12 protein-coding genes, 1 tRNA gene and 1 pseudogene are annotated in these 15,272 nt (G+C 47.0%); 12 read left to right on the forward strand and 2 right to left on the reverse strand.

The window, feature by feature from the left end; translation table 11 throughout:
- Positions 1 to 192: 192 nt before the first annotated feature.
- The 6 genes from purT (at position 193) to SK066_RS09735 (ending at position 5,387) form a co-directional block, all read left to right on the forward strand.
- Positions 193 to 1,380 carry a formate-dependent phosphoribosylglycinamide formyltransferase gene (purT, locus tag SK066_RS09710; protein WP_320544495.1) on the forward strand — a complete coding sequence of 396 codons (1,188 nt, stop codon included), beginning with the start codon at positions 193 to 195 and terminating at the stop codon, positions 1,378 to 1,380.
- Positions 1,370 to 1,825 (forward strand): GNAT family N-acetyltransferase, encoded by a 456-nt coding sequence (locus SK066_RS09715; RefSeq protein ID WP_188775486.1) that lies wholly within the window; start codon positions 1,370 to 1,372, stop codon positions 1,823 to 1,825. Before purT ends, SK066_RS09715 begins: the two co-directional genes overlap by 11 nt.
- A 205-nt stretch (positions 1,826 to 2,030) precedes the next feature.
- Positions 2,031 to 2,642: a CAP domain-containing protein gene (locus tag SK066_RS09720; protein ID WP_320544496.1), complete on the forward strand. Its 612-nt coding sequence runs from the start codon at positions 2,031 to 2,033 to the stop codon at positions 2,640 to 2,642.
- Between the two features lie 207 nt (positions 2,643 to 2,849).
- The gene (locus SK066_RS09725; protein WP_320544497.1) at positions 2,850 to 3,617 is read left to right on the forward strand and encodes a barstar family protein; all 768 of its coding nucleotides are present in this window, start codon (positions 2,850 to 2,852) and stop codon (positions 3,615 to 3,617) included.
- 170 nt (positions 3,618 to 3,787) lie between these two features.
- The gene (locus SK066_RS09730) at positions 3,788 to 4,348 is read left to right on the forward strand and encodes a CAP domain-containing protein (protein ID WP_407673773.1); all 561 of its coding nucleotides are present in this window, start codon (positions 3,788 to 3,790) and stop codon (positions 4,346 to 4,348) included.
- Positions 4,349 to 4,697: 349 nt separating this feature from the next.
- Positions 4,698 to 5,387 (forward strand): DUF1450 domain-containing protein, encoded by a 690-nt coding sequence (locus SK066_RS09735; RefSeq protein ID WP_320544498.1) that lies wholly within the window; start codon positions 4,698 to 4,700, stop codon positions 5,385 to 5,387.
- 46 nt (positions 5,388 to 5,433) lie between these two features.
- On the opposite strand, the gene SK066_RS09740 is transcribed toward SK066_RS09735, so the two are convergent.
- A tRNA-Lys gene (locus SK066_RS09740) sits at positions 5,434 to 5,506 on the reverse strand.
- A gap of 254 nt (positions 5,507 to 5,760) precedes the next feature.
- Between SK066_RS09740 and SK066_RS09745 the strand changes: the two are divergent.
- Positions 5,761 to 7,500, forward strand: a pseudogene (locus SK066_RS09745) (glycoside hydrolase family 13 protein).
- A gap of 303 nt (positions 7,501 to 7,803) precedes the next feature.
- Here SK066_RS09745 and SK066_RS09750 read toward each other — a convergent pair.
- Positions 7,804 to 8,208 (reverse strand): MerR family transcriptional regulator, encoded by a 405-nt coding sequence (locus tag SK066_RS09750; protein WP_320544499.1) that lies wholly within the window; start codon positions 8,206 to 8,208, stop codon positions 7,804 to 7,806.
- Between the two features lie 101 nt (positions 8,209 to 8,309).
- Between SK066_RS09750 and SK066_RS09755 the strand changes: the two genes are divergently transcribed.
- The 5 genes from SK066_RS09755 (at position 8,310) to parE (ending at position 15,129) form a co-directional block, all read left to right on the forward strand.
- Positions 8,310 to 9,194, forward strand: a complete 885-nt coding sequence (locus SK066_RS09755; RefSeq protein ID WP_320544500.1) for an SDR family oxidoreductase — start codon at positions 8,310 to 8,312, stop codon at positions 9,192 to 9,194.
- Positions 9,195 to 9,708: 514 nt separating this feature from the next.
- On the forward strand, positions 9,709 to 10,548 hold the full coding sequence (locus SK066_RS09760; RefSeq protein ID WP_320544501.1) for a GDSL-type esterase/lipase family protein: 840 nt from the start codon (positions 9,709 to 9,711) through the stop codon (positions 10,546 to 10,548).
- 66 nt (positions 10,549 to 10,614) lie between these two features.
- The gene (locus SK066_RS09765) at positions 10,615 to 11,649 is read left to right on the forward strand and encodes an ABC transporter ATP-binding protein (RefSeq protein ID WP_250345372.1); all 1,035 of its coding nucleotides are present in this window, start codon (positions 10,615 to 10,617) and stop codon (positions 11,647 to 11,649) included.
- Positions 11,642 to 12,631, forward strand: coding sequence for an ABC transporter permease (locus SK066_RS09770; RefSeq protein WP_188775496.1), 990 nt, complete (start codon positions 11,642 to 11,644; stop codon positions 12,629 to 12,631). Before SK066_RS09765 ends, SK066_RS09770 begins: the two co-directional genes overlap by 8 nt.
- Positions 12,632 to 13,146: 515 nt before the next feature.
- Positions 13,147 to 15,129, forward strand: coding sequence for a DNA topoisomerase IV subunit B (gene parE, locus SK066_RS09775; protein WP_320544502.1), 1,983 nt, complete (start codon positions 13,147 to 13,149; stop codon positions 15,127 to 15,129).
- The last annotated feature ends 143 nt before the right edge of the window (positions 15,130 to 15,272 follow it).

The raw sequence follows: 15,272 nt of genomic DNA on the forward strand, positions 1-15,272 counted from the left end.
GGGTTGCAATCTGACTTGGAAGGTAAGAAAATAAGAGTGTCATCATATTGTAAAGTTTATAAGCAATATCGTCGGAAATTTTACAATGTGTTTATGACAATGGTTCTGGATGAACAACAAAGAGAGACACCATCTGCCATCTGCAAAGAATCATGCAGTGTAAAAAAAGTGGATAAGGGAGTGCTGTTTATCATGTGGGGGGCCCCAAATTCTCGCCAGGCAAAGAAAATGATGATGCTTGGGAGCGGAGAACTTGGCAAGGAAGTCGTTATCGAAGCTCAGCGTCTCGGCGTGGAATGTATCGCCGTTGACCGCTATCCGGATGCGCCAGCCATGCAGGTTGCACATCGTTCACATGTGATCGATATGTTGGATGGAGCGCAGCTGCGCCGTGTGATTGAGAGCGAGCAGCCGGATTTGATCGTACCCGAAATTGAAGCGATTGCTACAGATGAGCTTGTTCGTCTGGAGCAGGAGGGCTACCATGTGGTGCCTACTGCAACAGCAGCACGTTTGACGATGGATCGTGAAGGCATTCGCCGCCTTGCAGCCGAGACACTGGGCTTGCCTACGGCAGCGTATCGATTCGCAGACGATCTGGAGCAGCTCAAAGCAGCAGTAGCTGAACTTGGCACACCCTGCGTCGTTAAGCCGCTGATGAGTTCCTCAGGTAAAGGCCAGAGCGTATGCCGCACACCGGAAGATGCGGATGCGTGCTGGAATGCAGCCTTAGAGGGATCCCGAGGCAAGTCGGTTCGGGTGATCGTCGAAGCATTTGTCCATTTTGAAAGTGAAATTACACTGCTCACGGTGCGTTCGGCATCCGGTACGTTGTTCTGCCCGCCAATCGGACATATCCAGCGTGATGGGGATTACGTGGAGTCCTGGCAGCCGCATCACATGACTGCGGAGCAGCTGGAACAGGCACAGCAGATTGCCGGTACGATTACCGAGCATCTGGGCGGATATGGCTTGTTCGGTGTTGAGCTGTTTTTAACGGCAGACGGCGTCGTATTTAGTGAAGTTTCACCAAGACCGCACGACACTGGCATGGTAACGATGATTACGCAGGATCTATCCGAGTTTGCGCTGCATGTGCGTGCAATTCTCGGGTTCGAGATCCCGGGCGTTCATCTGCTCACACCGGGCGCATCAGCAACACTCAAAGCAGCACAGGCTTCAACCGATTTTGTTGTAGGCGGACTGGATGAAGCATTGAAGCTGCCGCGTACACAGGTTCGTGTGTTCGGCAAACCGGAAACGAAGCCGGGACGTCGTATGGCGGTAGCGCTCAGTGCTGATGAAAGTGTGGAAATCGCGCGGAAGCGAGCCGTGCAGGCGGCCGCTCTGCTAAAAGAGGAGTATGTACATGTCGACTAATGTTTTATTGCCAGTTGCAAGTGTCCGTAAGTTTGAAAGTAAGGATGTTAGAGCACTCACTTCGTTGATGCGCGAGCTTCGTTACCCGATGACAGAAAGTGTACTGCGTGACCGGATGGAAGCGTTGGAAGGCAAATCTCAATTTTTGACGCTGGTTGCAGAGCGTGACGATCAGGTTGTAGGCATGATTGCTCTATATCGCAAAACCTCGTATGACACAGGTCAGCAAACGTCCCAGATTACCGGTCTGGTAATCGCAGAAGCTTTTCGCGGTAAAGGCATTGGTCGTGAGCTGATCCATGCAGCTGAAGAGCAGGCGCGTGCTGCGGGCGACCGCTCTGTATTCGTAACTGGCATGAATCGGGACGAGCGTCTGTCTTCATGCTCGTTCTACCAGCATATGGGCTATGAGAAGATCGGCTGTAATTTTATTAAGCAAATGTAAGACAAGTACCATCCTCAGTGTGTATGAACGCATACTTACTCAAGCGGTTGTCCGTCTCAGACGGGCAGCCGTTTTTGTTTGGTTTAACATAGTTGATGAAAGAGATAAATGTCGTGTACTCGTTGTTAGAATGATTGAATGAGCAGGCTTTATAGCGTGTCGGGTTGATGCTGCTTGTAAACGAATGGTAAAATAGAGGGCGTAGATGACACAGTTATGCATTCAGATTGAACAACAGGGGAGTGTAATCGATATGATATGGAAAACAACGATAAAACGCATAGCGATCGCGACAACAGCCGCTGCGCTGGTAGCTGGTACATTCACGTGGAGACCACTGGCTCAAGTAGCTAATGCAGCATCAACGACCAAGACAATGGCTACTTCCAGTCATTCAAGTAGCAATACGTATACAACAACCCGTCTCGGAACATCAGCTGCGACAAGCGCGGCAGCCGCAGCGAAGGTTGCCAAGCTGGTCAATGAGCAACGTGCCAAAGCAGGCTTGAAGCCTCTCACCGTAGACACGAAGCTACAAAAGATGGCACAGACCAAGGCAAACGATATGGCAAGCAAGGGTTATTTTAGCCACACTTCGCCTACGTATGGTACACCATTCAAAATGATGGACACGTTCGGCATTACCTATACGTATGCTGGTGAAAATATCGCTAAAGGCCAGTCTTCTGCGGCACAGGTAATGAAGGATTGGATGAATAGCCCGGGACATAAAGCGAATATTTTGAAAAAGCAATATACGCATATCGGTGTCGGGTTTAAAAATGGCGTATGGGTGCAGGAATTTATTCGTAAATAAACAAATAGTTTTTATCACTATGCTCTATTATGCTCTATCCAGCAGTAGCATAAAAATGATCGTAAAAAGGCATCAGGCTTAGCTTGCTGCCTTTTTTACATCGATCTGCTTGCTTCGATGGATACACATGAGATAGCTTTAAGTATGAAATAACCTTCGTAATATTATATAAGTAAGATTACATAAAAGAGAGCAGAGGAATAGAAGATGAGCGATAAATATATGCTTTATGACTGGGATGAACAACCTATAGGTTATTTTCAAGAGCTGCGGCTGGAAAATGATGAGAGCTACCGACAGCATTTAACGATCTATCGATTCCGTAAACATCCAGATTATATTCCAGACCAATCGCTGGATCGTATTTACGTTGGTATTCTGGATACTGGTGGAGCAATGATTGGTCAGTATGATTTCCCATTAAAAAGAGTGCTACAACCCGCGGAATCGATTCCTTTCTCACACGATAGAGATTGGGAACTACTTGTTCATACGTATGAACAGGTATCGCGAACCCGGCGTATGTTTGAGATGTGGGATTTGCTTCGTGATCCCGCTCAATTGCAGTGTGGTCTATGGGTCGATTTTACCCTTGAAGAACGCAAAATCTGGCAAACCGTTGCTCGAACGTATGCGCTTCAGACCAACAAGTGGAGAAATCAGGGACAGACAGGCATAACCATTCATCTGGACGGGCGCCTCATTACAGATGAATATGCTTTTTTCTTCATGCTGGGTGAACAGTTAAATGGCCCCGCAGGCTATTATGGCAGTAGTCTGGATGCACTGAGTGACTGCTTATGTGGGGATTTTGGGCCGATTCCGCCATTTACGGTGGTCTGGTCGCATTATCACTACATGGAGAACAATGAGCTGCTACAGAGAAAAAATGAGAATGGCTACACAATGCTGAAAGTAATTCAAACTGCGATTTCTATTTTGGAAGAGAGCCAGGTTACAATTATCAAAAAATGAAGAATGAAGTAACCAGACATCGGCACGATACCGATGTCTTTTTTGACGTAGAATGATTTTCTATATCAAACTGCACATATTTCGTGCAAGGTTGCCGATATATAGAAATAAATGGTAAAATTTTAGGCGGATTTGAAACTATTCATGTTAACAGGAGGATTTTACTTATTATGAACCTGACACAATGGAAACGTATTGCCGCATCGACTACAGCTGCTGGACTGATCGCAGCTAGCCTGATCGTACCAGCAAGTGCACAGGCAGCATCCAACAGTTCTCACTCCATGCACCAGACTTATAGCCAATTGTCTTCGGATTCTACGATGACCGCACAAAGCACGGTAGCAGCTACAGCAGATACAAGCGCATTTGTTACTCAGGTCGTTGAGCTGGTCAATCAGGAGCGTAGCAAAGCTGGCTTACAGGCACTAACGGTAGATACCGCTCTACAGACAATGGCAGGCGATAAAGCAACCGACATGTATACCAATAATTATTTCAGCCACACCTCACCTACGTATGGTTCGCCTTTTGATATGATGAAGACGTATAAAATTAGCTTCCGTGCCGCAGGTGAGAATATTGCCAAAGGTCAAACATCACCTGCACAGGTTATGAATTCATGGATGAACAGCGCAGGACACAAAGCCAATATACTCAGCAAAAATTATACGCACATTGGCGTAGGCTACACAAACGGTGTGTGGGTGCAGGAGTTTATCGGCAAATAAGTATACAGGTTCGGACATGACAACCTTGAATGAGGTCGTCACGAGCTAACGTTTCAATATAATGTAAGGATAATCATATCGCTTCATAGGAACACAGAGAGGAAAGCCTCTTTTCGCAGATGACTCCGCTAGTCGGGTCTGCTGAGAAGAGGCTTTCTCTTTTTAATAAAAAGGCCTACATAGCAATAATAAGCCTGGATGCAAAATAGAAGTGGAAACATAATATAGAGGTAGAGGTAGTAATAGCTCTACTTCCCATTACATACTATTGACAATCTACAGAGCACTCCCTACTATAAAGTTACATTTCAGCCGATGGATACTATCGCAGCATGGAGGAATTACAGTCATGAAGACGATTAAATATTGCAGTAAAAATGACAAGCTAGGCACCAAAGATGTATATCAGGATATTGAAAAAAACTTCCCTGCTATCCAGCAGCAGCGTAAGGGTTGCCTGAGCGAATGTAAAACCTGTCGTCGCCAGCCCTTTGTGAAGGTCGGCAAAAAAACCATCGTTGGCGATACACCGGAGCATCTGTACGAGCAGCTGGTAAGCCTGATCCGCAAGCAAGAGGGGAACGCATCCTCCACTCCAGATCATTCAGGCAAAAGCCGCCACTGGTTTGCAGGCAAAAATGAGCTTTACATTACGATGGACAAGACAAGCGCCCCGATCTGGATCAAAAAGCTACACAAGCTTCAGCAATCCGATAAGCCGAAAAAGCTGAAAACGATCCGTGTCAACGATACCTCTATCGATATGATCCCGATCGTACTCAAGCCAGCTAGTGAGGATGAAGATCGAATCAAGATGAAAAAGAACGAGCTGATCCTGAGCCTATCGCCAGATGCTATCGAATACGCGATATTCAAGCTGGAGACTTTCCTAAAGGAAGGTCACCTGTCACCAGCCGAGTACTATACGTTTGAACGTGTCGTCTCCAAGGCAAAGGGCAAGCAACCGAAAGCTAGAACGCAGGGCGTTCAAATCTATTTTGTAACGGAAGACATTCAGCCCTATGCTGAAGCTAAGTAAATAAAAAAAGCCAACCAGATCACGCCTGGTTGGCTTTTCTTTATGATGGGGCATGTAGGGGTCGAACCTACGACCTGCCGATTAAGAGTCGGATGCTCTACCAGCTGAGCTAATGCCCCAAAGTATTCTTGTGTATACTTATTATCACCATAAATGAAATATCGTAATCAATATGATGTATAACAATTAATCACAATACAAAGTATACAACTCCAATTTACAAAAATCAAATCTTTCCCTGTGAATATATTGTGAACACCTGTATGAACGTGTCAATTCTCGTCGACTGGGGAAATAATATGGAGAGTAACATGGTTCATATCTGGATTGCCCTGCTTCTGTAATAATCAGGTAAACGGAAAGGATGATGACCTTGAAGAAGACATGGTGGAAAGAAAGCGTCGTGTATCAGATATACCCACGCAGCTTTATGGACAGCAATGGAGATGGCATTGGTGATCTGCCCGGAATTAGTAGTAAGCTTGATTATTTAAAGCAACTCGGTGTGCATGTAGTCTGGCTTTGTCCAGTCTATCAGTCGCCCAATGATGATAACGGTTATGATATTAGCAATTATCAGCAGATTATGGACGAATTTGGCACGATGGAGGATTGGGAACAGCTGCTGGAAGGTCTGCATCAGCGTGGGATGAAGCTGATCATGGATTTGGTCGTTAATCATAGCTCAGACGAGCATCACTGGTTTGCGGAATCGCGTAAGTCTACAGATAATCAGTATCGCGATTACTACATATGGCGACCTGGCAAAGATGGACGTGAGCCGAATGATTGGGCATCCTTTTTCAGCGGCTCTGCATGGCAAAAGGACGAGACAACCGACGAATATTATCTGCATTTATTTTCCTCCAAGCAGCCCGATCTGAACTGGGAAAATGAAACGGTGCGTGAAGAGATTTACCGTATGATGACATGGTGGCTGGATAAAGGGATCGATGGCTTCCGCATGGATGTGATCAATCTCATTTCCAAAAATCCAGAGCTGCCTGATGCGCATACACCTGACCCGGGCATGGGCACGATGCCACCAGAGGAAGGTCATACGTATCATTTTGGTGGACAGCATTTTGTGAATGGACCGCGTGTGCATGAATATTTGCAGGAGATGAATCGGAAGGTGTTGTCACGCTATGACATTATGACCGTTGGCGAGACGGTTAATGTGACACCGGAGGATGGAGCATTATATGTAGGCGAGGATCGGAACGAGCTGAATATGGTATTTCATTTTGAATTGATGCAGGTCGATTCGGGTCCAGGTGGCAAATGGGATATTCGTCCATAGCGTCTTAGCGAGATCAAGCAGATCATTAGCAAATGGCAAACGCTACTACACAATAAAGGCTGGAATAGTAACTACTTGAATAACCATGATCAGCCGCGTATGGTATCGCGGTTTGGTAATGATTCGGTCTATCGCAAGCCGTCTGCCAAAATGCTGGCTACGCTGCTGCATACGTTGCAAGGAACACCGTACATTTATCAGGGTGAAGAAATCGGGATGACCAATATTCGCCTGTCCTCAATTGACGATTATCGTGATATTGAAACGCTAAATATGTATCATGAATACAAGCAAGCCGGAAGAGATACCGATGCGATCATGGAATCGATCTATATCAAAAGCCGGGATAATGCGCGCACACCGATGCAGTGGGATGGTACGGAGCAGGCTGGCTTTACAGAGGGACAGCCGTGGATCAGCGTTAATCCAAATTATACGGACATCAATGTACAGGAAGCACTCGCTGACCGGGATTCTATTTTCTATTATTATCAGCGCTTGATCGAGCTACGCCGACAGGAGCCGATTATCGTGTATGGCGATTATACGGTACTACAGCCGGAGGATGAGCAGCTATTTGCTTATATTCGTTCATATGAAGGGCAGAAGCTGCTGGTTGTGTTGAATTTTACCGATCAAGCCCAGTCGTTCGAGCTCGATGCGCATGTGTCTTATCATGAACCACAGCTATTGATCAGCAATTATGGCGGCGATCATGGACGCGCGCTTGCCGAGGAAGCCAGGTCGCATGATCTGCGTTCCTTATCGCTGGAGCCGTATGAAGCGAGAGTGTATCTGTGGCAGGAATAGTATAGTGGCAGGAATAGTATAGTGGCAGACAATATGCTGCTCCTAAAGAATATGCGAATCAACCCGAATTAAACTCCATCCATAATACAAATAGCAATACAAACCGCGCAAAGTTAACCAGCAGGAATGAGATCGAGCTGCCGTTAGCCTTGCGCGGTTTGCGTTGTGTTCCAGTCATTCTAAATGATGCTGATGCAAAATAATGGTTATGCAGTCTATTCTATCGCTATTCCATGTAGGCTGGCTCCTACCTACACCATATACATATACTACATATACTGTACGCTCAACCTGCCTCTTATATTATGAACGCACCACAGATGAAAATTCTGAAGCCTGCTCCTTTTTTTCTAAATTTTTGAAGAAGTCGATTTTGCGATCGACCTTTTGTAAGGTGCTCTGTAGCTCTGCTAATTGTTCGACGACCTTAACGCGATATTCCTCCATAAATTCGCGGCGTGCGGTAGCAGAGCCGGGGCTGTTTTTGGGCATGGACTGGAATGCCTGCATTTCCTTAATCGGCAGTCCCATATCGCGAAAATGACCAATAACCTGAAACCATTTGATATCCGATTCTGTGTACATGCGATAGCCATTATCATCTCGCTGAATACCTTGAATCAGACCTAGCTGTTCATAATAACGGAGTGTATGTACACTCATACCGGTTTCGGCAGCGACTTCTTTACTTGAGAAGGTAGTTTTCATAGGATCATTATAAACCTAAAAAATGGCTATTGCTATAGAGTGAACTCTATACTTTATGCTGTGCTTGTACGTAATCAGATCATTCTAGGGAGGCTATTCAAATGAAAGTATTCGTTACCGGAGCAACTGGATTTGTCGGTACAGTCGTTGTGCAGGAATTGATTAGAGCAGGGCATCAGGTGACAGGGTTGGCACGATCCGATGCAGCAGAGCAGAAATTGCGTGCGGCAGGAGTAGAAGTTCATCGTGGATCATTAGAGGATACGGATAGCTTACGCCAAGCGGCGCGTGCAGCAGACGGAATTATTCATCTTGGCTTTATTCATGACTTTACGAATTATGCAGCTTCAGCTGAAGTGGATCGTCAGGCGATTCTGGCGATGGGTAGCGAATTGGAAGGAACAGACAAGCCGATTATACTCACATCGGGCACTTTACTGCTCACACCTGGCAAATTAGGCACAGAGCAAGATCGCCCGTCTGCTCATGCAACCCGTCATTCGGAGAAGGCAGCGGATGAATTAGTCGAGCGTGGCATTCGTGCAGCAGTTGTACGTCTGGCGCCGACTGTACACGGCGAGGGCGATCACGGCTTTATCTATACACTGATCGAGCTAGCACGGGAGAAAGGCGTTTCCGCGTATGTAGGCGATGGTAGCAATCGTTGGTCGGCTGTGCATCGCTTGGATGCAGCCGTATTATTCCGCAAAGCGCTGGAGCAGGCAGAAGCTGGCTCCAGACTGCATGGAGTAGACGAAGGTAGCATTGAATTTAAAGGGATTGCTGAGGTGATTGGTCGTCATCTGAATGTGCCCGTCACAAGTATTCCGCCAGAGCAAGCCGCCGAGCATTTTGGCTGGATTCAATTTGCGGCAGCAGCAGATACGCCGATTTCTAGCGATCTGACTCGCCAATGGCTGGATTGGAAGCCATCGCATATTGGACTGCTGGAAGATTTGGAAGCAGGGCATTATTTTACGCGTTAAATGGTCATAGATGCTGGGATTACGTTTTGAGGGGTGGCTAGCTGATCGATACTTTAAGATACACACATCATCCATTATCTAGCTTCTTGATGTCACCGGATTGCAACTTTTGTGCACTTTCTTAAACTATATATTTTCATTACAGCAAGGATAAATGTTGCTAACATCAGCTTTCACTGAAAGGTGCAGGCTGTGCCCATTCCTTTTCTATCATCGAATTGAAATATATACATCAAACTAACCCTCTAACCAGCGTACTGGTAACAATATGCTTTCTTCGGGTAAAAGATAACGGCATACATCCGTTTCTTTTGCTTGAAGAAAGCATTTTTTATTGGTCATCATCACCTTTATATTCATTCTGATCAAAGTATGAAAAAGATAGCTTCTGCACATTTGGAAGTTGCAGTGATCCTTGTATATAATGAAAGGGACACACTCGGTTGCACATGCAACCAATTCGCTGTCACAAGATTACTATCATAATATTAAATGACTAGCTGGAGGTTCATTTATGAAGCCACATGCATCTTCTTCTTTAATCTGGAGGATCACAAGTATTGCCTCCATTGTTGCTACTGTGTTGCTGATTGGCGGCTTTGTGTACGCCATCAAGGACGTAGTGAACCCGGTTGGTAGCACGTATAGTGCCAGTGAATCGGACGGCGGCACACAGACAACAGGCAATTCGGCAGCAAGCACCGTTCCGCCTCTGTCAGATGGTGTACGTGTCGTTGCTCTTGGCGATTCGCTGGCAAAAGGAACGGGCGATGACGATGGGAGCGGATTTGTCCGTCGTACGGTTGATCTGTTGCAACAGAAGGGCGTTAGCGCTAAGCTCGTATCCAATCTAGGCATCAATGGGCAGAAAACAGAGCAGGTGCTGTCTTCGCTCGATCAAGCTGGCGTTAAGCATGCGCTACAGCAAGCGAATCTGATCCTGCTGTCTGTCGGTGCGAATGACCTGTTCAACGGCGGCGAAGCGCTGGGTAATTTGCAGCAGCAAACACCGGATGCCAGTCAGATGCTCAAAAATGCACCGGAAACGGCTGCACGCTTAAAGCAAATTTTGACTCGTTTACGTGAAATCAATCCAGATGCACAGATTATTTACCTCGGATTGTACAATCCATTTGGCGATCTACAGGAGCTTCGCGTGCCAGGCAATCAAGCTGTTACCTCATGGAATACATCGGTGATGGACATTATTAACAAGCAGCCACACATGATGCTTATCCCTACCTTCGATCTGTTCCAGAACAATTTGAATAAATACCTGTCCTCTGATCATTTCCATCCTAACGGTACAGGCTACGAACAGATTGCTGAGCGTGTCGTACAAAGTCTTCAATAGATAGGAGCAGCAGCTCTCATATTGATCCCACAATATCCGTTGATGAAGGTGGAAGGAGCCTTTTATATGATAAAAAAAACAACATCCGAGCAGTCCGCAACGCTCGCTCCGTCAACGGAAGCGAACGGCAGTGGAGCCGTACAGGAGCACGAGATCGTTCTGTCTGCCGAACATGTAAAAAAGAAAATCGGCAAGCGCTGGATTATTAAAGACGTAACCTTTACCGTGCGCGCAGGTGAAATCTTTGGCTTTCTCGGGCCAAACGGGGCAGGGAAGACGACAACGATTCGGATGCTCGTCGATCTGATTCGACCGACAGAAGGCAAAATTACGATTTGCGGCTATGATGTGAATCGCGAGCCAGAAAAGGCGCTCGCCTATGTTGGCTCGATCGTTGAGAATCCCGAAATGTATCCTTACCTGACTGGCTGGGAAAATCTACAGCATTTTGCCCGTATGCAGCCCGGTGTAGATGAGCGCCGGATTCAGGAAGTGACCGAGATTGTTCGGCTGGATGAACGGATTCACGATAAAGTGAGCAAGTATTCACTGGGGATGCGCCAGCGGCTAGGCATTGCGCAGGCATTGCTCGGTCGACCACGCCTGCTTATTTTAGATGAGCCGACGAATGGTCTTGACCCGAAAGGCATTCGGGATATGCGTCTGTTCATTCGTGAGCTGGCGGCGCAGGGAATGGCTGTCTTCGTATCCAGTCATTTGTTAAGTGAGATTCAGTTATTGTGTGACCGTGTTGCCATTGTTGGTAGTGGACGAGTGATGGCGGTAGGCAGTGTAGAAGAGCTGGTCGAGGATAAGGAGCATCTGGTCATCTGGGAGCTGGCTGAATCGGAGCGTGGTGCAGCATTACTCGGCTCGTTATCCGGTATTAGCGTGCTGGATCATAATGAAGCACATCTGGATAATGACACCGCTGCTTCGCTAACTGCGAATAGTATTATCACCCGTACACCGGAGGAGCAAATTCCTGTCGCGATCCGCGAGCTGGTGCAGGCTGGAATTGCTGTGCATAATGTGCGCAAACTAAATCCTACCCTGGAGCAACTGTTCCTCGGCATAACGGAGGGTGAGACGATTGAATAGCATCTGGCCGCTCGTCCAAAATGAAACGATCAAAATTATTAAAAAGAAACGCTTCTATGTTGTACTACTCGTGCTGCTTGTGCTCGTACCGATGTTCACCTATGCGTCGATGCGTGAAGCGCAGGAGAATCGCTCCAAATTCGGAGACGACTGGCGAGTGGAGCTACAGCAGGCGATTACCGATAATCAGAACTCGCTCGGCAGTGATCGTGTGCCTGAGGAATGGAAGAAGTACCGTCGTATCTTTATCCAGCAGATGCAGTATTATTTGCAAAATGATGTGAACCCGAATGAGCCAGGCGGCGTTACCTTTACGAGAGAATTTCTGGATAACTCCAGCAGCCTGTTTATTCCACTTCTTATTATGACCATCGCATCGGATCTCGTTTCCGGTGAGCGTACAGGCGGTACGATCAAAATGCTGCTGACTCGGCCTGTAAGGCGATGGAAAATTTTGCTGAGCAAGCTGATCACCTTAACGATGTTCACATCCCTGATTGTCATATCTACCTTTATTATTTGTTATGGTATATCCGGGCTTGTCTTCGGTTATTCTGGCTTTACGATGCCCGTATTCACAGGCTTCCAGCCAAGTGATGCGGGTGTGAATATGGACACCGTGCATGCGGTAGATCAGTGGCAATTTATTTTAATGCAAATGGGACTGATCTGGTTTGTCGGTCTATGTGTCGGCTTGCTTGCCTTTATGGTGTCGGTGCTGGTACGCAGTACGGCTGCCAGTATCGTTATTATGATGGCGGCGCTAATCGCGGGTACGATTTTGACGAATATGGCGTCCTCCTGGGCAAGCGCGAAGTATTTGTTTATGGTGAATCTGGGTCTGACCAACTATCTGTCTGGCAGCCCGGCTCCTATAGATGGCATGACATTGCCCTTCTCGCTCACTGTGCTCGCCATCTGGGCTGCCGTGTCGCTGGTCGTTTCGTTTGCTGTATTTACGAAGCGAGATGTGCTGAATTAACTGTTGTTCGGCAGACGAAAGTGATAGGAGAGCTGTGCTTGTAAGCGGAATGTATTAAAAGTAAAAGATAAAATAGCAGGCATATGCACATCGTAGCTAAAAGTGGCATTTCGCTACTGTGGAGCATGTGGCAATGGAAAATCACCGTTCGCGTAGATTCATTTCTTTGCGAACGGTGATTTTGTATATAGCCCCTATATTCAATAACATTTGCTTTACGAATAGCAGCATTTGAATTAGAATAGATAGAGTAAATGGAAACATGTGTTTGCATTTTTGATATCGTGCTAGTGAATATGCTAGATTTGTACCTATAAAACACATGCGAAGCCTGCCTGTTTGTGGTATGCTGAACAACGTTTAAGCGAACGACACGGGTATCAGATCGTGCAACATCGCGTGGATCGGCTTATTGTGCTGCTAGTCTAGCGTAATTGCGGAGTAACCATTATACTTACTAAAGCGTAGTACCAACAGCACGTAGCCATATTGCAATGAAAGAAGGGGGACCTTGAATGGTCGAACAGATTGATTCTTTAACCAATTCATCCCGTGGCGTGAATCCACAGCCATCCGGGTATGATGCTGACGACATTCAGGTGCTTGAAGGGCTTGTCGCCGTACGTAAACGTCCGGGGATGTATATCGGTAGTACAAGCTCGTCCGGACTGCATCATCTTGTCTGGGAGATTGTGGACAATGCAGTCGACGAGCATCTGGCAAAATACTGCAATAAGATTGAAATCAGCCTCAATAAAGACGGTTCCGTAACCGTACACGATAACGGCCGGGGTATTCCTACAGGTATGCACAAAAGTGGCATTCCGACGCCTCAGGTCGTGTTTACCATTTTGCACGCCGGCGGTAAATTTGGCGGCGGTGGATACAAGAAATCCGGCGGTCTGCACGGCGTTGGTGCATCGGTAACGAATGCATTGTCCGAGTGGCTGGAGGTCGAGATTTTCCGTGATGGTCTAATCCATCGTCAACGTTTTGAATACTGGGCGGATAAGAAGGGCAAGGAGCATGTTGGTGAGCCGGTAACCGGATTGGAAGAGGTCGGGAAGACCAAGCAAACCGGTACACGCGTCACCTTCAAACCGGATATTCGTGTATTCCAGAATGGTATTGCTCTGAACTATGATACGCTGGCAGAGCGCTTGCAGGAGATTGCTTTTCTGAACTCCGGGCTTGAGATTTTGCTGAGCGATGAGCGTAATGACAAGGCGGATCGCTTCTATTATGAAGGCGGCGCCAGTCAGTTCGTAGAATTTTTAAATGAAGGTAAAGACGTGCTGCATGATGTGATTCATTTCAGTGCAGAGCGCGATGATATCGAGGTAGAGGTGGCGTTGCAATACAATGCGGGCTATACCGAGACGATCGCTTCCTTTGTTAACTCTATTCCAACACGCGGTGGCGGTACGCACGAGACAGGCTTCAAAACAGCCTATACACGTATTTTGAACGACTATGCTCGTAAAAATGCCATGATCAAGGAAAAGGACAAAAACCTTGAAGGCGGCGATCTGCGTGAAGGCATGATGGCAGTCATCAGCGTGAAGATGGCTGAGGTCGAGTTCGTCGGTCAAACGAAAGACCAGCTTGGTAGTTCATCTGCACGCGGGATTGTAGACGCCGTTGTAGCTGAAAATATGCAGCGTTTCCTGGAAGAGAATCCACAGGTAAGCCAGAAGCTGATTAAAAAGGCGATTCAGGCTTCCCGTGCTCGTGAAGCTGCACGCAAAGCGCGCGACGATATGCGTAGCGGTCGTAAACGTAGCGAAAGCTCGAACCTGAACGGTAAGCTCAGCCCCGCCCAATCGAAGGATTTCTCCAAAAACGAACTGTTTATCGTCGAAGGTGATTCCGCTGGTGGCTCAGCCAAGCAAGGACGTGACTCCAAAATTCAGGCGATTCTTCCTCTCAAAGGGAAGCCGATGAACCCGGAAAAAGCGAAGCTTGCAGACGTGATGAAAAATGAGGAATATCGTGCTATCACCTCGGCAATCGGTGCAGGTATCGGTACTGAATTTGCAGTGGAGGATAGCAACTATTCCAAAATTATCATCATGACGGATGCCGATACCGATGGCGCGCACATTCAGGTGCTGCTGCTAACGTTCTTTTATCGGTATATGAAGCCGCTGATCGATACCGGACGTGTATATATCGCTCAGCCGCCACTGTACAAGATTACACAGCGTTCGGGTAAAAAGACCAATGAACGTTACGTATGGACAGATGAGCAGCTGGAGCAATCACTCAAGGAGTTTGGCAAAAACGTGGAATTGCAGCGTTACAAAGGATTGGGTGAGATGAATCCAGAGCAGCTGTGGGAAACGACGATGAATCCAGAATCGCGTACCTTACTTCAAGTGCAGATTGAGGATGCTGCGAAGGCAGAGCGCCGTGTCTCCACCTTGATGGGTGATAAAGTAGACCCGCGTAAACGCTGGATTGTCGAAAATGTCGATTTTACTGAATATGTAGAATAAGCAGTCAGCATGAACAATAGATCACAAAGCTAGCAATACACATCGAGCTGCTGTAATTGCAAATGGGAATGGGACGACCTCTTAGGATGGATGTGTTCATTCCTTTTTGCACGCCAGCAGCTTTTGATCACAATCCGGCATGA

Origin of the sequence: Paenibacillus hunanensis (assembly GCF_034055775.1) — a bacterium.
GTDB classification, from domain to species: Bacteria; Bacillota; Bacilli; order Paenibacillales; family Paenibacillaceae; genus Saccharibacillus; species Saccharibacillus hunanensis.